This is a genomic window from Gilliamella sp. B3783 (assembly GCF_026536125.1).
In the GTDB taxonomy this organism is placed as follows: Bacteria; Pseudomonadota; Gammaproteobacteria; order Enterobacterales; family Orbaceae; genus Gilliamella.
This window is the reverse complement of sequence record NZ_JAFNOU010000008.1, coordinates 150,317-173,374: the sequence shown is the minus strand read 5'-3', so window position 1 is coordinate 173,374 and position 23,058 is coordinate 150,317. Positions and strand designations below refer to the sequence as shown.

General features: G+C 35.4%; 26 protein-coding genes. 9 read left to right on the top strand and 17 right to left on the bottom strand.

The annotated features are described in order from the left end of the window. Positions 1 to 68: 68 nt before the first annotated feature. The 13 genes from fliR to fliF all read right to left on the bottom strand — a co-directional run bounded on the left by fliR (position 69) and on the right by fliF (position 10,874). The gene (gene fliR, locus J3U59_RS09765) at positions 69 to 869 is read right to left on the bottom strand and encodes a flagellar biosynthetic protein FliR (RefSeq protein WP_267334096.1); all 801 of its coding nucleotides are present in this window, start codon (positions 867 to 869) and stop codon (positions 69 to 71) included. A gap of 5 nt (positions 870 to 874) precedes the next feature. Next, positions 875 to 1,144 (bottom strand): flagellar biosynthesis protein FliQ, encoded by a 270-nt coding sequence (gene fliQ / locus J3U59_RS09760; RefSeq protein ID WP_267334095.1) that lies wholly within the window; start codon positions 1,142 to 1,144, stop codon positions 875 to 877. An 8-nt stretch (positions 1,145 to 1,152) separates the two neighbouring features. Further along, positions 1,153 to 1,893 (bottom strand): flagellar type III secretion system pore protein FliP, encoded by a 741-nt coding sequence (gene fliP, locus J3U59_RS09755; protein WP_323849471.1) that lies wholly within the window; start codon positions 1,891 to 1,893, stop codon positions 1,153 to 1,155. Beyond that, positions 1,890 to 2,327, bottom strand: coding sequence for a FliO/MopB family protein (locus J3U59_RS09750; protein ID WP_267334094.1), 438 nt, complete (start codon positions 2,325 to 2,327; stop codon positions 1,890 to 1,892). The genes fliP and J3U59_RS09750 overlap by 4 nt, the downstream gene beginning before the upstream one ends. Then, positions 2,327 to 2,659 (bottom strand): flagellar motor switch protein FliN, encoded by a 333-nt coding sequence (fliN, locus tag J3U59_RS09745; RefSeq protein ID WP_416379605.1) that lies wholly within the window; start codon positions 2,657 to 2,659, stop codon positions 2,327 to 2,329. The genes J3U59_RS09750 and fliN overlap by 1 nt, the downstream gene beginning before the upstream one ends. A gap of 37 nt (positions 2,660 to 2,696) precedes the next feature. Beyond that, positions 2,697 to 3,734: a flagellar motor switch protein FliM gene (fliM, locus tag J3U59_RS09740; RefSeq protein WP_267334093.1), complete on the bottom strand. Its 1,038-nt coding sequence runs from the start codon at positions 3,732 to 3,734 to the stop codon at positions 2,697 to 2,699. Positions 3,735 to 3,739: 5 nt separating this feature from the next. After that, positions 3,740 to 4,207, bottom strand: coding sequence for a flagellar basal body-associated FliL family protein (locus tag J3U59_RS09735; RefSeq protein ID WP_065799326.1), 468 nt, complete (start codon positions 4,205 to 4,207; stop codon positions 3,740 to 3,742). Between the two features lie 176 nt (positions 4,208 to 4,383). Further along, complete coding sequence (locus J3U59_RS09730) at positions 4,384 to 5,580, bottom strand: flagellar hook-length control protein FliK (protein WP_267334092.1); 1,197 nt, start codon at positions 5,578 to 5,580, stop codon at positions 4,384 to 4,386. After that, the gene (gene fliJ, locus J3U59_RS09725) at positions 5,570 to 6,031 is read right to left on the bottom strand and encodes a flagellar export protein FliJ (protein WP_267334091.1); all 462 of its coding nucleotides are present in this window, start codon (positions 6,029 to 6,031) and stop codon (positions 5,570 to 5,572) included. Before fliJ ends, J3U59_RS09730 begins: the two co-directional genes overlap by 11 nt. 12 nt (positions 6,032 to 6,043) lie before the next feature. After that, positions 6,044 to 7,417, bottom strand: a complete 1,374-nt coding sequence (gene fliI / locus J3U59_RS09720) for a flagellar protein export ATPase FliI (protein ID WP_267334090.1) — start codon at positions 7,415 to 7,417, stop codon at positions 6,044 to 6,046. A 1-nt stretch (position 7,418) separates the two neighbouring features. Beyond that, entirely contained in the window at positions 7,419 to 8,171 is a 753-nt protein-coding gene (locus tag J3U59_RS09715) for a flagellar assembly protein FliH (RefSeq protein WP_267334089.1), read from the bottom strand. Next, positions 8,164 to 9,168 carry a flagellar motor switch protein FliG gene (gene fliG / locus J3U59_RS09710; protein ID WP_267334088.1) on the bottom strand — a complete coding sequence of 335 codons (1,005 nt, stop codon included), beginning with the start codon at positions 9,166 to 9,168 and terminating at the stop codon, positions 8,164 to 8,166. Before fliG ends, J3U59_RS09715 begins: the two co-directional genes overlap by 8 nt. Then, the gene (gene fliF, locus J3U59_RS09705) at positions 9,165 to 10,874 is read right to left on the bottom strand and encodes a flagellar basal-body MS-ring/collar protein FliF (RefSeq protein WP_267334087.1); all 1,710 of its coding nucleotides are present in this window, start codon (positions 10,872 to 10,874) and stop codon (positions 9,165 to 9,167) included. The genes fliG and fliF overlap by 4 nt, the downstream gene beginning before the upstream one ends. Positions 10,875 to 11,037: 163 nt before the next feature. Here fliF and fliE point away from each other — a divergent pair, with 163 nt between their 5' ends. Beyond that, on the top strand, positions 11,038 to 11,364 hold the full coding sequence (gene fliE / locus J3U59_RS09700) for a flagellar hook-basal body complex protein FliE (protein ID WP_267334086.1): 327 nt from the start codon (positions 11,038 to 11,040) through the stop codon (positions 11,362 to 11,364). A 230-nt stretch (positions 11,365 to 11,594) separates the two neighbouring features. On the opposite strand, the gene J3U59_RS09695 is transcribed toward fliE, so the two are convergent. From J3U59_RS09695 to fliD, 3 genes are read right to left on the bottom strand one after another with little or no spacing between them, the layout of a single operon-like run. After that, complete coding sequence (locus tag J3U59_RS09695; protein ID WP_267334085.1) at positions 11,595 to 11,939, bottom strand: hypothetical protein; 345 nt, start codon at positions 11,937 to 11,939, stop codon at positions 11,595 to 11,597. A gap of 13 nt (positions 11,940 to 11,952) precedes the next feature. Continuing rightward, on the bottom strand, positions 11,953 to 12,333 hold the full coding sequence (gene fliS, locus J3U59_RS09690; protein ID WP_267334084.1) for a flagellar export chaperone FliS: 381 nt from the start codon (positions 12,331 to 12,333) through the stop codon (positions 11,953 to 11,955). 9 nt (positions 12,334 to 12,342) lie between these two features. Continuing rightward, positions 12,343 to 13,776 carry a flagellar filament capping protein FliD gene (gene fliD / locus J3U59_RS09685; RefSeq protein ID WP_267334083.1) on the bottom strand — a complete coding sequence of 478 codons (1,434 nt, stop codon included), beginning with the start codon at positions 13,774 to 13,776 and terminating at the stop codon, positions 12,343 to 12,345. Between the two features lie 315 nt (positions 13,777 to 14,091). Here fliD and J3U59_RS09680 point away from each other — a divergent pair, with 315 nt between their 5' ends. The 8 genes from J3U59_RS09680 (at position 14,092) to flgL (ending at position 21,505) form a co-directional block, all read left to right on the top strand. After that, positions 14,092 to 14,904, top strand: coding sequence for a flagellin (locus tag J3U59_RS09680; RefSeq protein WP_267334082.1), 813 nt, complete (start codon positions 14,092 to 14,094; stop codon positions 14,902 to 14,904). 172 nt (positions 14,905 to 15,076) lie between these two features. Next, on the top strand, positions 15,077 to 15,793 hold the full coding sequence (locus J3U59_RS09675) for an RNA polymerase sigma factor FliA (RefSeq protein ID WP_267334081.1): 717 nt from the start codon (positions 15,077 to 15,079) through the stop codon (positions 15,791 to 15,793). A 178-nt stretch (positions 15,794 to 15,971) separates the two neighbouring features. Beyond that, positions 15,972 to 16,292, top strand: a complete 321-nt coding sequence (gene flhD / locus J3U59_RS09670; protein WP_141671490.1) for a flagellar transcriptional regulator FlhD — start codon at positions 15,972 to 15,974, stop codon at positions 16,290 to 16,292. Between the two features lie 12 nt (positions 16,293 to 16,304). Then, positions 16,305 to 16,907: a flagellar transcriptional regulator FlhC gene (gene flhC, locus J3U59_RS09665; RefSeq protein WP_267334080.1), complete on the top strand. Its 603-nt coding sequence runs from the start codon at positions 16,305 to 16,307 to the stop codon at positions 16,905 to 16,907. A 64-nt stretch (positions 16,908 to 16,971) separates the two neighbouring features. Next, positions 16,972 to 17,862: a flagellar motor stator protein MotA gene (gene motA, locus J3U59_RS09660; RefSeq protein WP_267334079.1), complete on the top strand. Its 891-nt coding sequence runs from the start codon at positions 16,972 to 16,974 to the stop codon at positions 17,860 to 17,862. After that, entirely contained in the window at positions 17,859 to 18,755 is an 897-nt protein-coding gene (gene motB, locus J3U59_RS09655; RefSeq protein ID WP_267334078.1) for a flagellar motor protein MotB, read from the top strand. Before motA ends, motB begins: the two co-directional genes overlap by 4 nt. Positions 18,756 to 18,898: 143 nt before the next feature. Next, positions 18,899 to 20,542, top strand: a complete 1,644-nt coding sequence (gene flgK / locus J3U59_RS09650) for a flagellar hook-associated protein FlgK (protein ID WP_267334077.1) — start codon at positions 18,899 to 18,901, stop codon at positions 20,540 to 20,542. A gap of 15 nt (positions 20,543 to 20,557) precedes the next feature. Beyond that, positions 20,558 to 21,505 (top strand): flagellar hook-associated protein FlgL, encoded by a 948-nt coding sequence (gene flgL, locus J3U59_RS09645; RefSeq protein ID WP_267334076.1) that lies wholly within the window; start codon positions 20,558 to 20,560, stop codon positions 21,503 to 21,505. Positions 21,506 to 22,028: 523 nt separating this feature from the next. Here flgL and flgJ read toward each other — a convergent pair. Then, entirely contained in the window at positions 22,029 to 23,054 is a 1,026-nt protein-coding gene (gene flgJ, locus J3U59_RS09640; protein WP_267334075.1) for a flagellar assembly peptidoglycan hydrolase FlgJ, read from the bottom strand. Between the last annotated feature and the right edge of the window lie 4 nt (positions 23,055 to 23,058).

Sequence of the window (23,058 nt, the reverse complement as noted above, 5' to 3'; positions counted from 1 at the left end):
ATAAACATGACCTTGGCTTATCACTGTACTATTTATTAAGTTAGCATATAACCCTATCAATTTTAGATTTAATTACTATCACTTAAACCCAAAAGCATGGTTGAAATATGTTCAAACATTTGTTCAAAAATAGATTCGGCAAAAACAGGCAATGTTGTAATCAGGTAAGTTAACATGGTCAGTCCCAATAATAAGGTCACCGGATAGCCGACCACAAAAATGGATAATTGTGGTGTCATTCTGTTTAATAAACCAAGCGCGACGTTAATTATCAACAACAATGTCATTAACGGAAGGGCTAACATAAGACCATTAACAAATAATGATGCGCTAACTTCAATTAAAACTAAATAGCCATTTTGTTTTAAAGGGGTAAAGCTAATTGGAATGATATCAAAGCTATTAGCCAAGCCATATAACAACCACAAATGACCATTTAAACTTAGAAACATTAACAGTGCGATTATATTAATTAAGCGCGATAATACCGAGGTTGCAGGGCCACCAATTGGATCAAAAAAAGTCGCCATACCAAGTCCCATTTGCATACCAATTAATTCACCCGAAAACCTGACTGCCATAAATGCTAACTGCATAGTAAAACCTATCATGACACCGATGACAATTTGTTGAAAAATAATAGCAACCCCGATAAAAGAGTAGATCCCTAAAGTATTATCAGCCTCAGGCAAGGGTAAAAGTATAGTAATAAATAAAGCTAAACCAATCTTAAGTCGCTTAGGGACCTCTTTTTCACCGGTAATGGGCGCAACCATAATCAATGCTAAAATGCGTACAAATGGAAAAAAACACTGTTTTATCCAAGTAAACAAATCAATATTAAGTAATTGCTGAATATTAAAATCCATTAAGCCTAACGCGTTAAGTTTGGAATATCGGTAATAACGATTCGAATATAATCAATCATTGTTGATAACATTGATGGACCTAAAATAATGAGTACTAAAACTACTGCCAAAATCTTTGGGATAAAAGACAATGTCATTTCATTAATTTGAGTTGCCGCTTGTAACAAACTAATAATTAACCCAGTAATGAGTGCAGCAAGGAGTAAAGGACCAGCAAGCAAGCCTGCCACTTTTATCGCTTGCATCGCTAATGTACTGATATATTCAGATGACATAACACTCCTCAACTAAAAAAACTTTGCGCCAACGATCCTAATAATAAGTGCCACCCATCAGCTAACACAAACAGCATGATTTTAAAGGGTAAAGATACCGTTGCTGGTGGAACCATCATCATACCGAGCGCCATGAGTGTGCTTGCTACCACTAAATCAATCACTAAAAAGGGAATAAAAAGCGTAAAACCGATTTGAAAAGCAGTTTTAAGTTCACTCACCACAAACGCGGGCACCAATATTTTTAAAGGAATTTCATCACGCGTTGCAATATCACCTGAATGAGACATGTTTACAAATAACGCTAAATCATCTTCACGGGTTTGAGTTAACATAAACTCTCGTAATGGTTGACTGGCTGTAGATAAGCCCTGATGCAGGGTAATTTGGTTTTGAGAGTAAGGTAAATAAGCATCTTGATAAATTTTATCAAATACCGGTGACATAATAAAAAATGTCATAAACAAGGCAATACCTAATATAACTTGATTAGGTGGTGCTGACTGGGTGCCAAGTGCATTACGTAACAAACCTAATACAATAATAATCCGCGTAAAACTGGTCATTAACAGCAAAATAGCGGGAATGAAGGTCAATAGTGTAATAAATACTAGCGTTTCAACCGGCAATGACCAACTTTGCCCACCTTGCGCTGTGGGTTCGGCAATTAAAGAAAACGGCGAAACGTCAGCCTGACATAATTGACTGAATAATAATAAGCTAAGTAAAAAAACGATTTTTAACTTCACTCGTTATTACTCCTTTTCGAACTTAATGTAGACAGTAATAGTTGATGAAATAAATTATTTTTACTTGATTCTTTGCTTGCGGTAGATTGGGATAATAACATTTCAGTACGTTGTTCATCTATCGTATGTAATAACGTCATTTGTTGTGCGCTCACCCCGACAACCAATAATTGGTGATCAACATGTACTAAAATAATGCGTTCTTTTGGACTTAAGTTATAGGTAGATTTAACCTCAATTAACTGCTTTGTCTTTTTTTTCCAACTCAGCCGCTTGACCACCCAACCTAATAACAAAATAACGCTAATAACTAAAACAAAGGATAGACCCATCGATGTTGCAATTTGTGTATACAGGTTCATTTCTGATGAAGAAGGCACGATATGCTCACTTGTGGATATTGCTTGAGATGTATGTTGATTGTTGCTAGACATTAACGACTCAATCTACGTACACGTTCAGAAGGTGTAATAATATCAGTAATTCGCACACCATAATTATCACCCACCACCACAATTTCACCTTGTGCAATTAAATAACCATTAATCAATATATCTAAAGGTTCACCGGCTAAACCATCTAATGCAATAACTGAGCCTTGCGTTAAATTTAAAAGATCTTTAATCGCCATTTTGGTTCGGCCCAATTCAACACTTAAATTCACAGGAATATCTAAAATCAAATTGATATCTTGCTTTTTGATTTCGGTTTGTTGTGGTGAAAGTGTTTCAAAAATAGTTTGTTTACTCACTGATTCATCAGCCATAGCGGACGTTTGATCCTCATCATGAGTTGATTTGCTATCAGTCATTAAGTGCTCCTTCATTCAGTTGTTCTAAAACAGGATTAATTACCTGTTCGACTTGAATTGCATATTGTTTATTCACTTTACCATAGTGACCTTTTAGCACTGGCACCCCGCCAACAGTGACATCAAGATGTGTAGGCTTTTCAATTACTAAAATATCATTCACTTTTAAGGCTAAAAGTTTATTGACTGTGGTATGGATATGAGTAAAGTTAGCCACTAATTCAACGGTTGATTGTTTAATCCCACTGGTTAACGAACTCATCCAAACATTATCATCCTGATACGTTTGTTGTTCCACTGGCGGTTTTATTAGTAATTCTTTGATGGGTTCAACCATTGCATAAGGAATACAGATGCAAAATGTAGCTTTACAATTACCAATTTCGACTTTGAATGTGGTTGTTAATACAACATCATCCGGCGAGCTGGTAATATTGGTAAATTTACTTTGGATTTCAGAACGAATATATTCAGTTTCGATTGAATATATATCTGCCCAAGCATTTTGATAGATAGTTAAAGCGAGCTCTAATACTCGTTTTATAATTTGTTGTTCAGTATGAGTAAATTCTCGCCCTTCTGTTTCAACTTTAGAGAGGTGACCATCACCGCCAAATAAAGTATCGACAACAATAAACACCAGTTCTGGGGAAAATGAAAATAAACTCGTCCCCCTTAGTGGATTAAGATGGACTAAATTTAGATGATTTGTTGCTGAAATTGCCGAAAACTCTTTAAATGTTTTGGGCTCAATCGGGCAAGCAATAACATCGGTGTTACGGCGAAGTAAATTAAATAAGCCAATGCGAAACTGGCGCGAAAAACGTTCATTAATAATTTCTAAAGCGGTTAATCGCTCAGGAATAAAACTATGTTTTACCGATAAATCATAGGGTTTGACTTCAACCTTTTTACCAACAGATTGCTGAGAATCAATCAAAATATCGGATTGAGCCTCTGCTGGGTTATGAGTAAACTCAGCATCTGGAGTTAGATTAATGTCAACTGTTGATTCTTGCTTATCAGACATAATACTTACCGAAGTATAAAATCAGTAAATAGCACTTCATCAATTTTTACAGAATGTTTTGCGTCATATTGACGAGTTAACGTCGACTTAATCTTTTCTTGTAAATCAGTTTTACCGTTCTCTTTTTTAAGATTATTAACATACTGCTTTGATGCCAAAAGTAAAACATCACTTCTCACTTCTGGTAAATATTCTAACAAAACTGTTTTTTGTTGCTCATCAGCAACGCGTAACACCATACCAACATACAAAATTTTAGTCGCATCACTATTATCTTCGGCAACCGGTAACGAAAGGGTAAAAGGTTTTAAAGTTAAAAATACCGGAGATACAATTGGCGTTTCTTGCTCAACTTGAGGCTTGTTACTTGAATGATTTTGTAACCATAAATAAACTGCAGTGCCTGATGCTAATAACGTAATGATAATAAGTATTATGTTTAAAATACTTACTTTTTTCTTGGTAGTTTGCATATTAATTATTATCTCAGTAAAAATTTAAAATTATTTTTTGACCAACTAAATGGTAAAAATTACAAAAATAATAAATCATGCGCCAAAAATTGATTTGAAGAATAGACAATAAAAATATCACCTATTCGACGTTTTTAACATTGAAACAACGGCTAAACCGAAGCTAACGCCTTCACTTAAGCAAATATACTTAATCCTAAGTGTGATAATGGCTTGTCAGCCTCCACTTGCTCAACAGATTCATCAATGGTATCTGAATTAGCAGCAGTGAATTGATGATTTTTACTTGATTTATATCCAGAGGATTGCTCTGAATGATGCATCGTTGAAAAATCACTAATATTGGTTTGTGCTAAACTCATGCCTTGCTCTTCAAGGGAAGCTCTAAGATAAGGCAATGTAGATTCCAAAACACCTTTAACTGCCGAATGGGCAACTATCATATGCATATTGATTTTATCATCGAGCAGATCAAGCTTAATGTGTAACGATCCTAATTGTTCCGGGTGTAACTTGATTTCCGCACTTTGAAGACCTTGACGTGTTATTAAGCTAATTTGCTCAGTCAACGCTGCCTGCCACTGTGTTACATCAACCGGCATAGGCAAATTCATCACAAACGTCGAGGTTGAAACAGGCGCAGCTTGTTGTGAAAAAGGTTGAGTGAACGTATTAATACTGGTCACAAAATGATTATCGGCTTGGGCATGAATGACAGTATCATTATCTACAGAATTAGTTGCAAACTGATCAAATAAAGCAATGGGTTTATTTATACTACCAGAATCGAGCATCTGACTTGATGTATCTGTTTGCAAATAATGGGCGGTAATTGTTTTATCCGCCAAATCTTCTGCCATTAAACGGTTACTAGCGCCATTACGTTGATTAAAGAACTCATCTGGCTGGCAGATGTTGTTGATCAATTGTTCACTATCATTGATCGATATCAACAACTCGGTAACTTGATTATTGGCAATTGTCTGAAAATCAGCATCTTGCAGCGTATTCAACGGCAAGCTATCAACCTTAGCCGATTGATTAGCATTTAAGACCCAATCTGATTTCTCAATTAAATGATGGGCAATCATATCATTTAATGTTACATCTGATCGGGAATTAACGATTTCTAGCGGAGATGGCGTTATCCATACCATAGCTAAACTATTATCATCTTGTTGAAGATCCGCGTCACTATCATCACTTATTTTTGGCGTTAAGTTAAGGCTGTGTTGCAAACCTAACCCATGATTTTGATTAGCGTGTAATAATTGCTGAAATAACTCGCTATTTGCCAACGATAAATCTTCATCCGTTGAGGGTAACTGCTTTGAAGATGCTAATGCTACATCAGTGATTAGGTTAATATTCATTTAACGCTCTCCTGGCTAATTGTTGCTGAGCAAATTCATCTGTAAGTTTTTGTTGTAACCGGTTTTGTTGCTCTACATATTTTTGCTGCTGCTTATCTAACAATGTTTTATAAGTATTAAGCTTTTTTTGAGATTGATTAAGTTCATGCGTTATCTGCTTTTTTTTGATATCTAACGTCAATAATAACTTTCTTTGTTTCGCAATACCTTGCTCAAGTGTTGCAATAAAAGCCTGAAAATTTGATAATTCATGTCCTTTAATGCCATTAAATAAGGCTTTATTCAATCGTCCCTGATACTCAAGATAATACTCATTTAATAAATTGAGCTGAGACTGAGCATAACGCTGATTATCATCAGCTTTTTTTAACTTAATTAACGTATCATCTAGCGATTTTTTCGCTAACTTTTTTAATGTTAAAAACGCCAAATACCCTGAACTTTTATTCATCATTCCCCCCTTTTAATTAGTTAAAATGGGTTGCAACATATTGGCTAATTGTTGATAAGCATCTTGATAACTACAATGTTCATCAATGCCTTGTTGTAAAAAATCTTTCATTGCTGGGTACAATGTTATAGCGCTGTCTAATAAAGAATCGGTGCCCGAAACATAAGCCCCGACATTAATCAAATCACGATTTCGTTGAAAACTCGAAAATAGCTGTTTAAATAACCGAGATTTTTTTTCATCGGCAACAGGCGTTAAATCAGTCATGACACGGCTGATTGACGCTTCAATATCAATCGCCGGGTAATGCCCAGATTCTGCAAGTGAACGCGATAATACAATATGCCCATCTAAAATAGCACGTGCTGAGTCTGCAATCGGATCTTGCTGATCATCGCCTTCAGTTAATACGGTGTAAAATGCAGTAATCGATCCTTGACCTTTATCATCATTACCTGCCCTTTCAACTAATGCCGGTAATTTAGCAAATACCGAAGGTGGATAACCTTTGGTAGCGGGCGGTTCGCCAATCGCTAAAGCGATTTCTCGTTGCGCCATGGCATAACGGGTCAACGAGTCCATAATGAGTAGCACGTTAAATCCTTGATCGCGAAAGTTTTCTGCAATTTTTGTTGCATATGCCGCGCCTTGTAAACGCAGTAGCGGTGAAACATCAGCAGGTGCAGCCACCACAACCGATCGCGCTAATCCTTCTTTTCCTAAAATATTTTCGATAAAATCTTTCACTTCCCGACCACGTTCACCAATTAAGCCAACGACGATAATATCGGCTTTGGTATAACGCGCCATCATCCCTAATAAAACACTTTTACCAACACCTGAACCGGCAAATAACCCCATTCTTTGCCCTCGACCAACGGTTAACAGCGCATTAATAGCTCGAATACCTACATCTAAGATCTCATCAATAGGTGTACGTTGTAGTGGATTGAGCGATGGATTAGCTAATCCTTGATATTCAATATTTTCAGGTAATGGCATACCATCTAATGGTCTTCCAGCTGCATCAACAACCCGACCCAACAATGCCATACCAATAGGCAACACTTTATGATTAAAGTGGGCTAAATCATATTGTGCGGTATAAACTCTAGCACCTAACAAAATACCTTCAGTGGTATCAAAAGGCATTAAATATAGAGTTTTATCGTTAAAGCCAATGACTTCACACTCCACCGCATCAATTTTTCCATGTGATTGCCGCTCAACAAAACAATTTGATCCTAACGGTAATTTTAATCCGATAGCTTCAAGTACCAAGCCCGAAGCTTTAACTAATCGTCCATAATGACGAATTAACGATAACGATTGCAGCTGCTGCGTCGCATACTCAATTTTAGCAGCCCATTGCTTTGCCAAGCTCACGCTACAGATTCTCTCCTTGTATACAATCGGCCATCATTTGCCAATGACAAGCATTGCTAGCATCGACTTGATTAGTATCGGTCCATATTTTACAGTCACCTAATTCAACATTCGTATCTGCAACTAATTGCCAATGATATTGTTTAATTTCATCTTGTAATAATGGTTCAATCCATAACAGATCATCGGGATGCAGATGCAAAGAAGCTGACTTAATTATCATCGAACCTTCGTCAATTAAGGTCTTAATGGTATGCATTAACTGTTTTTGTTTAACTTTAGATATTGTCCCGACCGTTTTTTGTGCCGCAACTAAGGCTAGATCCAACAATTGAGGAACAATTAAATCATCTATTTGATTGATAGCGGCGTGAAAATGGCTAACTAAATTAGTTATTGTCTCTACTGCTTTTAATTTTTCTGCATTAAGCTGCTGTTCAATTGCCGCTTTGCCTTCTTGCTGACCAATGGCATACCCCTGCTCATAACCTGCTTGTTGACCTATATTAAACCCTTCTTCTTTACCTAAATTAAATCCCTCTTGATAAGCTTGCTCTTTTGCTTGTTGCTTGATAATGGCTAATTGTTGTTCAATAACACTGTTGTCGACTTCAATAACTTTAGGCTCTGGCTTGGGCTCAACCTTATCAGCATGTTTAGTTATTTTCTTTTTGGTTAACTTTTGCGACTTAACTAACGTTAAATCCTGAAAACTTAATGGTTCCCAACTCAGGGTATTGGTTCGATTATACATATTCGTCATCACCGCTACTTAAAATCATTTCACCACTTTCAGCCAATTTGCGCGCAATAACCAAAATTTTCTTCTGTTCTGTTTCGACTTGAGATAAGCGCACTGGTGGTCTATTTTCTAAATCCTCACGTAAAATCGAAGCTGCACGCTGTGACATATTACTTAATAGCTTGTCACGTAATGCCACTGATGCGCCTTTTAAGGCAATAATCAATGTTTCATTATCCACCTCTTTAAGTAGACGTTGGATACTTCTATCATCGACTTCAACCAGATTTTCGAACAAGAACATTTCATCAATAATTTTCTGTGCAAGTTCACTGTCATAATCACGTAAGGAATTGATCACCAATTCTTCTTGTTGTGATTTCATCAAGTTAATAATTTCAGCCGCAGTACGAATACCACCCAGGTTATTAAGTTTAATATTTTGACCATGTAATAACGTCGATAATGAGGCAGATAAAACCTGAAGTGCCGACGGCTCAACCCCGCCAAATGTTGCGATTCGAAGCATGACATCATTACGTAATTCATCATCAAATAAATTTAAAATTTCGGCAGCTAAGTCTCGATTTAAATGAACTAAAATTGTAGCAATAATTTGTGGATGTTCTTTTTTAACTAAATCAACCGCTCTGGCCGCATCGACAAAATTAAGCATCTCAAGTCCGTCTTTCGCCTCTTCTAAATCGACCTCTAACAACTCATCAAGTAACCGATCGGCTTTTTCAGTACCAATTGATTTTTCGAGAATTGAACGTAAATAACCATTGGTATCAGTATTAAGTACAGCACACTCTTCGAGTGTTTTTTGACATTCATTTAAGATGTCTTTCAACTGTTCTTGAGAAAGTTGTGGTAACGACATCATGGCACTACTAATTTGCTGTACCTCTTTAGGATTAAGGTATTGCATAACATTAGCGGCAAGCTCTTCACCTAACACCATTAACACAGTTGCTGCTTTTTGAGATTCACTTAAACTTAAATTCATGGATTTGTGTCCGCCTTACTTATCCAACCACGTATAATTAACGCCATGACCCGAGGATCTTTCTCGACAATTTTGCGAATATATTGTTGCTGCTGCATATTATCTTCAAATATCTTCTGCTGCTGTTTACTATGCGCCTTATAATCTAACTTATCCTCACCCGATAATTTAGTATCAGTTGAAGCATGATTCACATTAAAGAGCTGGCGTTGTAATTTAATCCATAAAGCACGTAACATTTTGCGCCAAACAAACCATAACACTAAAACATAAACAAGATATTTAATTACTGTTTTTAGCACATCATAAAACTCATGTGTTCGCCAAAATGGCAAGCTATCATCCGTTTCGAGTGCTTGATCGGTAAATTTTAAATTTGCAACCGTCAACGTATCACCGCGTGAATCAGAAAATCCCATTGCTTGACGCGCTAATGCTTCAATATTATCCAGTTCATCTTTATCTAATTTCACCCACTGTGGTGCTGGTTCCTTGGCATTGTCTGATTGCTCTTGTAATTGAGATTGATCCAATTGTTGAGCCATAAATTTATAATTAACCAGCACAGCGACTGACAATCGTTTAATACGCCCTTCTGGGATTTTACTGTGCACGATTTGTCTATTTACTTCAAAATTTAACGTATTATTTGATTGTAAATTATAAATTTTTTTCTTATCGTCTTTTGATTTTGAGTCTGGATTCTCATCTATGGGCGCACTCGGTGTTGGCATAGGTTGGTTTGACAAAGCGCCCGGCACACCACCGGTGTTATCGTTTGCTGCTAACTGACGATTCTCCACTTGATGCTTACTACGTAGGGTTTGCTGAGCAGCATCACTATTGGGATCGAAGGTTTCAGATGTTGCTTCTTGCCGGCTATAATCAATATCAGCATTAACTTGCACCATAATATTTTGTTTACCTAACACCGGTGTAATGATTTTTTCGACCCGCTCTCGAATGGTATCTTCTACTTTTTGACTGTATTCTAACTGCGCGACATTGACGTTACCGTCGCGAAATTTTTCACCCGTTAATAAATGACCTTGCTGGTCAATAATTGTGACTTTTTCTGCTTGTAATTCCGGTACACTGCTTGAAATTAAATGAACAATAGCATCAATTTGCCCTTGTGATAATGAGCGTCCAGGTAATAATGTTAATGCTACAGACGCGGAAGGAAATTTTCTTTCACGTACAAATAAAGAGGGCTTAGGCATCGCTAAATGCACTCTTGCATCATCCACACTACTAATAATTGAAATGGTTCTTGACAGTTCACCTTCTAATGCGCGTTGATAATTAATCTGTTCATTAAATTGACTCATACCAAAGCTGTCTTTGTCGAGTAATTCAAAACCAACAGCACCACCTTTAGGTAAGCCTTGCTGGGCAATACGTAAGCGCGTGTCATAAACTTTATCAGCAGGAATTAAGATAGTCGATCCTGAAGATGAAAACTGATAAGGAATATTCATCTTATCGAGTTGGCTAATAATTTCGCCGCCATCTTTATCGCTCAACTGGCTAAACAAAACCCCATAATTATCGTCTTTTAGCCATAAATAGGCGATACTACTAATAGCAAGCACAACCACGCCAGCAACAAGCAGCAGCATTTTACGATTTTGTTTAAATTGATTGATAAATGGTAACTTGCTCAATATTGATTCGCCTTTGTTACCGACAGTTTGGCTATCCATAAAAACCCTAATGCTAAACTAATTAGATTTGTTCTAGAGTTTATTATCAATCCATTTAAAAAAATCAATAGCTAAAAAAGCAAATGCTTTACCCCTTACTTGTGGCATTTAGATTTAAGGTTGTATGTTAAATTCAATCACATATTGAGCAAGTTAAGAAGAGATGACTTTTAACGCCATGAACACGCTAAATACAATTAATAACACCTTTCTAGTTGATTTTAATCAAACCAACGCCACAATAAACAACCAAGCAAAGAGCGCACAATCTGATTTTACTGCGGCATTAAAAATGGCACTCGATCACATTAGCCAAACACAAATTCAGGCCCATAATCAAGCACAAGCTTTTGAACAAGGAAAGCCCAACATCACGTTAAATGAAGTGATGGTTAATATGCAAAAATCTTCGGTTTCACTTCAATTTGGTATTCAAGTACGTAATAAACTCGTTGCTGCCTATCAAGAAATCATGAACATGAATGTTTAAATACTGTTATTGTCTATGCTATCTTCAATTTGCAGGTTTAGCATTACTCACAGCTTGTCATATTGCTATAAACGGTTGTAAGCAGTGCTAAACAAGATTCAAACATCTGATAAGTGATTGCGATACCACTTATCATAACCAAAAATCACTAGCCAACAATATAACTATTTTGCTCAACATAGTTATATTTAACCGTATTTTATTAATAAAACTAAAGCTAATAAGACAAATTAGATTAAACTTGCAATTTTTTGATAGCTATCAAGCTTTGTTTGATAATCGACTTGTTCGCCAATTAACTCTTTTAATTGAGCATGACGATAAATAATTAATTGGCTAATTTGCTGTTGATAGCTATGAATATTTTTAATATACATACTAAATATATCTTGCTGTTTTAAAGGTATTTTATCAACAGCAGTGAGATCATCGACTTGCATAATCGCTTTCGTTAATTGGTGATATTTAGCTTGCCAAGTTAACAATAAATCCCAATTTTCATCACGCGCATTGATAAGCATTTGTTCAGTGACATAATTAAGTTGTTCATATTGTTCTAATAAAGATGTTTTCACATTCCATTCCTTTTTATCTCGCAATTTCGCGCCAAGATTCAGCAATATTATTAAGCAAATCAAAGCAAGTTTGTAATTTTTGCCTATCATTATGTAAATTTGCTAGCACCAATTGTTGAGTCATATAGTGATATAAACGATCTAAATTTTCAGCAATTTCGCCACCTTGTTCTAGGTCTAAACAACTTTTCAACCCATTATCAATTATATTAATGGCTTTTGAAATTGCTGCGCCTTTACCCGCAATATTGCCTCGTTCAATGTGTAAACTGGCCAAGCGAATAGCATTAAGTGCACCATCAAACAGTAATACAATCAATTGATGTGGGGACGCCTGGCTAACTTTTGTTTCTAAACTAACTTGCTGATAAGCATCAGAACCAACTTTATACATCGGGTATTCCTATTTTTTTAAATTGGCCATCATGTCAAATTGAGTAGATAAATAGTTACTCATGCTATCTAACGAGCTGATTAAAACATCCAACTTAGTAAATTGCACTCGATAGCGTTCAACAGTTTGTTCAATTGAGTTATTCACTTGTTCATAACGCTTATCTAATGATTTTAATGTCGAATTTAAACCATTCGTTGCTGAATCAATCATACCGTCATTATCAATAAATCCACTAATCTTAGCGAAAACCTCATTAGCGATACCGCTATTTTGACCATCACCAATAAACAACTCAGCAACAGCTTCACTATTCTCACTCAGTACTTTTTGTAATTGATTTTGGTTAATCGTTAATGAACCATTATTATCCATATTCACACCAATTTGTGCTAAAACCGAAAACTCCCCAGCCTGCCCTTTTGCAAAAATTGAACGAATACTTTGATCGATATTACGTAAAGTAGAATCACCAATAAGCGGTCCATTATTACTATCTAACTCTTCGGAATTGGCCTCTTTTGCGGTAAATTTAGTCAAGCTCGATATGGTTGATTGTAATTGGTTAAATGCTTCAACCCACTGTTTAATAGCTTCTTCAGCTTTTTCGTTATCAGCCGTTATGGTTAAATTTTCGCTAGTTGTAGTCGTTGCCTTTAACGTAATATCAATACCCGCAACCACATCTTTAACGGTATTTGAAGCACTGGTAATGGCAATACCATTAAAAGTAAACTTAGCATCTTGCGCTTGGCAAACTTCAGTCATATTAGCATTATCTTTTTGATTATAGTCAAAGCCAATTATGTTATTTAACTGCTCATCATCTGACGAAATGGACGTAATAGTCTGTTGTTCACCGGTCTCTTTAGCGGTGATAACTAACTGATAACTTCCTGTACCTGAACGAACAACGGCTGCATTCATCGTCGATTCACTCGTACTACCATCAGCATTCGTTACTTTGGCGTGATTAATTGCATTAGCAATTGACTCAAGCGAGGTTTCATCTTTAGATAACACAATATTGAGTTCACTACCATTAGCTTGCTTAATGGTCATTGTGCGGCTTTCACTATCACTTCCTAGACTCATATTTTTATCATTAATTGACGTTGTTGCAACGCTATGCGAAGTCGCTAATTGCTCAACGCTCACAGCATAATTACCCGATTGTGCCTGACTATTTACTTTAGCTGTAAAATAACTATCATTGCCAGTTGCGAGTTTGCTTTGAAATAAATCTTTTTTCTGCAATTTTTCGGTGGCTGAATTAAATGCCGTTAATGCACTTTTTAACTTACCAAATCCACTAATTTTGGCATTAACCGCTTTTTGTTGTGATTTAATTGGAGTTAAACGTGTTTTTTCAACAGACTCTAATTGATTTAAAACTTCATTAAGATCGATTCCTGAACCGATACCTAACACACTCATTGCCATTATCTGATCAACCTATAACAATTATTCGATAAGTTTTATATCGGCTAACTTACTAAAAAGTTTAATCAGGTTTGAAATTTTATCGAGACATAATAAAAACGGTGCGTTTTTATAAAACATAAAAAATAATTTAATTAAATGATTTATATCAATTTACCTAACAAAAATCGCCATTAAAACTGAGTAAAATCAACCATAATGTAGAAAAAAATTAAAGTTTCTTTTTTTACTACCGATACATTATCTGTCAGCAAGAATATTGAATTAATAATCAGTATCACGTTGATTTTACTAATAATATTAAAGGAGATAAAAATGGCACAAGTAATTAATACTAATACGATGTCTTTAATGGCAAAAAATAACCTTAACAATTCACAAAGTGTGCTTGGCACAGCTATTGAACGTCTTTCATCTGGTATGCGTATTAACAGCGCTAAAGATGACGCAGCAGGTCAAGCTATCGCTAACCGTTTTTCTTCAAACATTAAAGGTTTAACTCAAGCTGCACGTAATGCAAATGATGGTATCTCACTTGCGCAAACAACTGAAGGTGCATTAAACGAAATTAATAACAACGTACAACGTATTCGTGAATTAACCGTTCAAGCAGCAAACGGCACTAACTCTCAAAGCGATTTAGAGTCAATCCAAAACGAAATCGATCAACGTTTAGAAGAGATCGACCGTGTATCTAAACAAACTGATTTCAATGGTTCTAAAGTATTGTCAGCAGATAAATCACTAAAAATCCAAGTTGGCGCAAATGACGGCGAAACCATTGAAATCAATTTGAAAAAAATTGATAGTACAGAATTAGGTCTAGCCGCTTTCAATGTATCAAACACACCAACAGCAGATCCATTAAAAACACTTGATGCAGCATTATCAAAAATTGATGCATTACGTGGTGAGCTTGGTGCGGTACAAAACCGTTTTGAATCAACTGTGAATAACATCAATAACACAGTAAATAACTTAAGTTCTGCACGTAGCCGAATTGAAGATGCTGATTATGCAACCGAAGTATCTAATATGACGCGCGGTCAAATTTTACAACAAGCAGGTACATCTGTATTAGCACAAGCTAACCAAGTACCACAATCAGTACTATCTTTATTACAATAAGTTTTTTATCTAAATTTTTCTGGTTACTCTAATTTTGAACTTAGCAATAACGGTTTAATTTCCGTTATTGCTAATAATGCCAAATACCTATTATTTATTACGCTATTCTCGCCATTAAATTAACCGATTATCACCATAATACCATCAGGCATTTTTTACATTGGTTCATAAAATGAATGATAAGCTTTATAACTCACAAGGTGTAATGAATGAAGCTGATTGGCAAAAATATACTCATTTGGTTCGTAATGAAGCACTAAAATTAGCAGTACGTTTACCTACAACAGTAGAGCTTGATGATTTATTACAAGTTGGTTATATCGGTTTATTAGACACAATAAAACGTTATGATGCATCACAAGGTAATACGTTTACAACCTTCGCCATCCCGCGAATCAAAGGCGCCATGTTAGATGAGTTACGTAGTCGAGATTGGCTACCTAGACAAACACGCAAAAAAATTAAAGATGTCACTCAGGCAATTCATCAACTTGAACAGCAGTTAGGTGTTGCACCAACTGATCAACAAATTGCCAATTACTTACAATTATCTCTAAGCGAATATCGAAAAATATTATTAGATTCCAATTATAGCCAACTATATTCTTACGACGAAATACAAAAAAAACTTGGTGACAGTTTGGATGCGATGATTGACTATCAAGATGATAACACGCCTTTTTCCAACATCATTAACGATGAAATGCGTAATATCATTATTGAACAAATAGAAAAACTGCCAGAAAAAGAAAAAATGGTGTTGGCGCTTTACTATCAGGAAGAGCTCAATTTAAAAGAGATTGGTAAAATTATGGATATTAGTGAGTCACGAGTCAGCCAATTACACAGCCAAGCAATAAAAAGAATACAAAGTAAAATTAGCTTATAAAAAAGAGCTAAATAAAATTTAATTAATCGAAAATAAATTGAAATTATTTTTTTATTGATTTTTTTCGTTTAAAAATGTAATTTTAAGCATAAAAAAATATTTCTAATAAAAATTTATTTATTTCGCACTTTTTAATGCGAATTTTACTGAATAGGGATTGGTGATTAAATTGGGTAATATATTAGATGACGATATTCTTAAATGCATACATCATTTGAATCTTTCAACATTACTACTAAGTCAACGCATGCTTGAAAAAGATAAAGTAATGGCGATGTATCGACTAGGTATTGATGAAGAAACAGCAGACATGCTTAGTAATCTCAGTGCTTCTCAAATGTTAGTGTTGTCTGAAACCAACCAATTAACATTTAAATTACGTTTTGAAAATTCAGAAATGATGAAAAAACTAACCGAAGAATCTCGTGTGAGTGACATTAAGCAGATGCATACGGGAATTCTTTTATCTAGTTTACTATTAGATTCAATCAATAAGTAATAGGAAATTAGGATGAGATGCACAAGTATTATTCAAAAATATAAGGAAGTTCAACTGGCCATTCGACTAATTTCGTTAGGTGCTAGAATTCAAATGCTGGAAAGCGAAACCAACTTAAGTCGTGGTAAATTAATCAAATTATATAAAGAGATCCAAGGTTGTCCACCGCCTAAAGGATTATTACCCTTTTCGACCACCTGGTTTATGACATGGGAACCCAATATTCACTCTAGTATTTTTTATAATGCTTATCACTTTTTGGTGAAACATGGTACCAAACCCGGCATTCAATCAATTCTAAAAGCCTACCAACTGTATTTAGAGCAATGTCCGTCTTATAATGAAGAGCCAGTTTTAGGACTTACCAGAGCGTGGATCTTAGTCAAATTTGTTGAAAGCAATGTAATGCAACAATCATGCTGCAAAGCATGTAAAGGGCGATTTATTACCCATGCTTATCAACCGCATAATAGTTTTATTTGTAGTTTATGCCAACCACCGTCAAGGGCAGAAAAAAATAACAAAACACAGAAAGAAAACCATGCAAAATGCTTACAAGTATTATCAATACCCAATGGTTTTAATTCGATTATTGCAAAACAAATGACAGCTTAAATCAACATTATAAAAAAATAAGCATAGTTAATCACGATCAGTTTATGGAGAAAAAGGAAAGCCAATGCTCATCATTGTAGGATATATCGTTGTTATCGCTTCTGCCCTAGTTGGGTATGTACTTAGTGGAGGGTATTTAGCCGTACTTTTTCAACCGTTAGAATTTCTAATTATCGGCGGAACCGCTATCGGTGCGTTTATTGTCAGTAACGAAAAAAAAATCATTATCGCTACACTTAAATCGTTAGGTCAATTATTTAAGACATCAAAATATAATAAAACATTGTACTTAACTCTGATTAATTTAATGTACACCATTTTAACTAAAGTTCGCCAAAATGGGGGATTATCTATCGAGGCTGATATTGATAACCCGAAAGAAAGTGAACTATTTAAAGCTTATCCACTTATTTTAGCAAATCCTCAAATCTGTGATTTTATAACAGATTATTTGCGATTAATGATTAGTGGCAACATGGAAGTATACGAAATTGAAGCATTAATGAATGAAGAAATTGAAACCAAGTTACATGAATTAGAAAAACCAGTCGATGCCATTTCAAGTGTAGGCGATGGCTTACCCGCATTTGGTATCGTTGCAGCCGTTATGGGGGTTATTAATACGTTAGCACAAGCTGACAGACCGGCAAGCGAATTAGGAGAATTAATTGCTCACGCGATGGTAGGAACGTTTTTAGGTATATTACTCGCCTACGGTTTTGTTTCACCTTTAGCTGCACTTTTAAGACAAAAAAACGCCGACAGTGTAAAAATCTTGGAATGTGTCAAAGTGATATTAATTGCAAGTATGCATGACTATGCCCCTCAAATTTGTATTGAATTTGGACGTAAAACCATATTTTCTCATGAAAGACCTTCTTTCTTTGAATTAGAAAAATACCTACAAGAAATCAAAGAAAAAAATACTCAGCAAACAGAAAACAGTGAACAATGAAAAACAACTCAGTAAAAATAATTATCTCTAAAAAAAAATCTGGGCATAGTGGTGGGCATCATGGTGGTTCTTGGAAAATCGCCTATGCCGACTTTATGACCGCTATGATGGCACTATTTTTAGTCATGTGGTTAATTGCTAAAGCTAGCCCTCAAGAATTACAAGGCATTGCTGAATATTTTAGAACCCCTTTAATACTGGGGCAAAATGGCGGAAAAAACCTCAGTGATAGTGAAAGTCCAATACCTGGCGGTGGCGATGATTTTCACAAAAAAATAGGGGAAGAAAACAATACCACCTTGCATCAAGACCTGACTGATTCTGAGAAAAAACAGGTTGAAAAATTACAGTTAATCGAAACCGCACGCAAAATTAATGAAGTATTTGAACTCGATCCACGACTTAAAAAATTAGCGGCAAATTTAATTATAGAATTGACTGAAATGGGGTTACGAATCCAAATTTTGGCTAGCGATGATAAGCCCATGTTTGATGTCGGCAGTGCTGTGATTCACCCTAATATGCAAGAAATTTTAAATGCATTAGCACCAATCATTAATTCACTACCTAACAAAATTACGCTATCGGGTCATACCGATGAACGCCAGTATATCACAGGTGATCGGGGTTATAGTAATTGGGAGTTATCAGCTGACAGAGCAAACTCATCAAGAAGAGAACTGATTGCTGGTGGCTTAGATTCAAACAAAATTATTCGTATTATTGGATTGGCTGATACCGTAAGCTTAAATAAACCCAATTACAGTAATGATGCCAATCGTCGTATCAGTATTTTAATCTTAAATAAATCAGCACAACAATATATTGAAGATGAAAATAATATGACTGGCATTGATTTTTTAAAACAATCACAAAAAATTCAATCCGAATAATGCAGCATAAAAAGTTTTACCAAAAATCAGCGTTGTTTAATTTTGCAAAAAATAATTAAAGTTTTTAGCAATTAATCCGATATAGACAATATTCGTTTAGTTAATTATTGCGTGACTAACTAACACTATATTTGGGAGTTTTTATGTCAAATTCATTGATGAATACTGGTATTAGTGGATTAAATGCAGCACAAAATATGCTTAATGTTATAAGCAATAATATCAGTAATGCACATACTACGGGTTATAATCGTCAACAACAAATTTTAAGCCAAGCAAATAGTACTAAATATGGTTTTGGTTTTGTTGGTAATGGTGTGTGCGTCAGTGCTGTTAATCGAGCCTTTAATGGATTTGTTGTTGGACAATTACGCCAAGCACAGTCACAAAATGGTTCAATAAAAGCGTATTACAATGAATTATCTAAAGTGGATAATTTATTAGCTGAAAATGAAAATAGTATTGCATCACAACTCAATAATTTATTTTCTAGCTTAAATAAACTTTCATCAAATGCCGCTGACGCTGCAACTAAGCAAACGGTGATTAGCGATCTCACTTCACTAGTAAATCAATTTAATAAAACCGAATTAAATTTAAAAAATCAAATTGCCAATATTAATACTGAACTAAGCAATAACGTTAATCAAATCAACGCTTATACCAAACAAATTGCAGAACTAAATCAAAAAATTTCAAAACTACAGGCTGTGGGTGAAGCAAACCAACCTAATGCGCTGCTTGATGAACGCGATCAGCTAGTCAATGAATTAAGTGAAATTATCGGCATCACTGTCACCGAACAAAATGGTCAATATAATATTTCGCTTAGTAATGGCTTAAATTTAGTACAAGGTGCATCAGTTAATCAACTATCAGTACAACCTTCAACAGATGACCCTTCTTTAAATACAATTATTTACACTCATCCTTCTGGTGCGACTCAAGAACTCACAAGTCAACATATCACATCAGGCCGATTAAATGGATTATTAACTTCTCGTGATGGACCACTCCTAGAAGCACGTAATCAATTAGGTTTAATTGCATTAAATTTGGCTGAAAGATTTAATCAAGTCCATATGTCAGGTGTTGATATCAATGGTAATGCTGGCGAAAAATTATTTGATTACAATGCGCCTAGCAGTATCGCCAATATTAAAAATCAGGGAAATGCCACGGTAACCATTGATTATCAATCAGTTAAGGATGTTAAAGCGTCTGATTATAAAATCGAATTTAATGGTAGTGATTGGATAGTAACGCGATTATCTGACAATCAGCAAATCACGCCTCAAGTTGAGAATGGTGCATTAAACTTTGATGGTTTATCAATAAAAATCACTGGTACACCAGTTAATGGCGATTCGTTTATGCTTAAACCTGTTGCTAATATTGCTTCATCATTACAATTGTTGGTAAAAGATGTTAATCAACTTGCTACTGGGCTTGCCGATGACGAAAACGGTACTGGTGACAATCGTAATGTGGCAAAATTTTTAGAGATACAAAATGAAAAATTAATTAATGGCACCAAAACATTAAACAGTGCTTACAACACCTTAGTAAGTTATATTGGCAGTGAAACGCATACCGCCAAAATTTCTCTGCAATCCAACCAAAATATTACAGATCAGATTTATGAGCAAAATCAATCTATATCAGGGGTTAATATTGAAGAAGAGTATATTTCGATGCAGGTTTATATGCAGTATTATCAAGCTAATGCAAAAGTAATTGATGCTGCAACAACACTATTCGATACCATCTTAGGTTTGGCTAATTGATAAAAGGGTTTAATAATGCGAATTAGTACTAATTCAATGTATCAAAAAAATTTAAATAGTATCTTAAATACTAACAATAAATGGCAAAAATCTGGATTACATTTAGCAACAGGTAAGAAAATTTTAACACCTTCAGATGATCCGATGGGGGCATCACAAGCACTGATCCTTAAACAAGCACAGTCGAAGAACGATCAATTCCAAGCAGCACGCGAAAGTGTTGATAAATCATTAAGCCGACAAGATACGATTTTAAAAGAAGTTAATACCGTCATTCAAACTATTCAAGAAACGTTAGTTTATGCCGGAAACGAAACATTAAATGACGAAAACCGCCAAGATCTTGCCAACAAATTACAAGGTTTAAAAGATCAACTTATTTCATTAGCCAATGCTAAAGATACCAATGGTAATTATTTATTTGCCGGTAACAAAAACGACACACCACCATTTGTTGTTGATGAAGCAGGTAAAGTCAATTATGTGGGTGGAACATCACAAATTAACGTTTTGATTGATGACACGCGCGAAGTTTCACTTAGTTTTACCGGTGCACAAACCTTTATGAGTGGCGCCAATCCAAACCAACCTGATGCACCAAGCGATATCTTTGCCAGCCTAGATTATGCGCTTGATGCGTTAAATATGAAATTAGACAATAACGATGAAGATGCCATTAAGCAATTTCGAGCAGGATTAACTCAAGCAAGTTTAGGGATTGATAATGCTTTTGATAACATATCAACTTTAAGAGCGGCTGGCGGAACAGTATTAGCAGAAGTAGAAAGATTATCGGCTTTAGGTGACAGCTTAGATATTGAATTTGAAACCCAAATCAGTCAAATTGAAGATGTCGACTGGTATGAAGCAATTTCAGATTATGTAATGTTACAGGCAAATTTACAAGCTGCGCAATATACTTTTATGAATATGCAAAGTATGTCTTTATTTCAAATGAAGTAATTAACTATTTTTAATAGTTGTACTTTTGTTGCAATCATCATCAGTAAGACATCTCTAAAAATTAAAGGCGGGTTTACCCGCCTTTTTGATTATAGCAACTCGCGCCAACAACCAAAGTGCGCTTAGTTAAAAGCAATTTGTTTAAAACCACGGGTGGATATCGATGGTATTGTTGCTGCAATTTGCTCAATACGACCAATAATTTGAATTAGCTTATCGCGATGATACTTGTTGCAATCATCAGTAAGACATCTCTAAAAATTAAAGGCGGGTTTATCCGCCTTTTTGATTATAGCAACTCGCGTCAATAACTAAGGTGCGCTTAGTTAAAAGCGATTTGTTTAAAACCACGGGTGGATATTGATGGTATTGTTGCTGCAATTTGCTCAATACGACCAATAATTTGAATTAGTTTATCGCGATGATACTTGTTGCAATCATCAGTAAGATCTATCTCAAAAATTAAAAGCGGGTTTACCCGCCTTTTTGATTATAGCAACTCGCGTCAATAACTAAGGTGCGCTTAGTTAAAAGCAATTTGTTTAAAACCACGGGTGGATATCGATGGTATTGTTGCTGCAATTTGCTCAATACGACCAATAATTTGAATTAGTTTATCACTATAGTTTGGATCGGTAGCATAATTTGCCGCTTGTAATGCTTTGGCAGCTGAGCGAGCATCAGGCGCATTAACCACAGCACGATAACGAGGACTTTTGGTTAATAAATTGAGATAATCAGTCAATGCATGTTGTTTACTGTTATAAACTTTAAATTCATCCTGAATTTTTATCATCCGATTATTCACAAATTCTTGAGTGGTTAAGCGCGTTGAACTACCTTTCCAGGCAGGCGTCGCTTTAATCCCAAAGTAATTGTGACTGGTGAGATTATCTGCTGTTTTAATTTCCTTTTGCCCCCAGCCCGTTTCTAATGCTGCTTGTGCAATTATAACTTCATAAGGAATACCAGAAATCCCCGATGCTTGCTTAGCGGGTTTAAGCCACTGTTGCACGAAGGTTGTAACATGATCAGCATCAAGATCTTGGCGCGTAGTGTCAAAAGCTAACTCATTTGACTTAAGTTGTGATGCATTGTCTGCCTTATGTTGATGATACAGCATTTGCCCTAATGCTTGAGGTGAAAGATGCGAAGTATTTTCAGAAAATAAAGATTGAGCCAATTTTAAATTAGGATGTTTATTATTGCTATTAGACTGCATGTTAATCTTGGCTGCATCAGGTGAAGACTTGGTTAATTGTTGAGTGAGCATATTGGCTAATCCCAATCCTTTACCTGCAGATTGTTGTGCTATTTGCTGATCAAACATCGAGGTAAACAGCTGAGTGGCTGCACTAGTAAATAATCCCCCTTCTGGTACAGCCTTACGCATTGATTGCATCATCATATTAATAAAAAGTGTTTCAAATTGTTCGGCAACTTGTTTGATACTATCATTTGCACCGGTTGTCACATTTCGTTTTAAATGATGCAAACTCGATAAATCATAAGCAAAACGGTTAAAACTCTGGCCAATTTTATTATTCATCTTC